Origin of the sequence: Vibrio sp. TMPB1044 (genome assembly GCF_030442075.1) — a bacterium.
In the GTDB taxonomy this organism is placed as follows: Bacteria; Pseudomonadota; Gammaproteobacteria; order Enterobacterales; family Vibrionaceae; genus Vibrio; species Vibrio satsumensis.
The window spans coordinates 1-320 of sequence record NZ_JAUJED010000073.1 but is presented as its reverse complement, the minus strand read 5'-3'; the positions used below and the strand labels follow the sequence as shown (position 1 = coordinate 320).

Below are 320 nucleotides of genomic sequence, written 5' to 3'. Positions count from 1 at the left end.
TGGCTACTTGATAATGTCCCGACAGACAAAAGGATGCTCAAGCAATGGCTGGAATGTGGCTATATAGACAAAGGGCTATTCTACAAAACGGCAGAGGGGACACCACAAGGCGGGATAATTTCACCCACCCTGATGTTGCTCACTCTTGTCGGACTAGAAAAGTTAATTAAATCTATCGCTCGCAAGACAGGCAGCAGAGTAAACTTTATAGGTTATGCTGACGACTTTGTTATCACGGGGTCTTCAAAGGAAGTCCTAGTGAATGACATTAAGCCGCAACTGATGGCTTTCTTACAAGAAAGAGGTTTAGCGCTTTCTGA

At 44.4% G+C, this 320-nt stretch carries 1 protein-coding gene; it reads left to right on the top strand.

Annotation, left to right across the window (positions count from 1 at the left end; genetic code table 11):
• Window positions 1-320: reverse transcriptase domain-containing protein (locus QQ041_RS22275; protein WP_285955082.1), on the top strand; the 320-nt coding region annotated here is incomplete at both ends.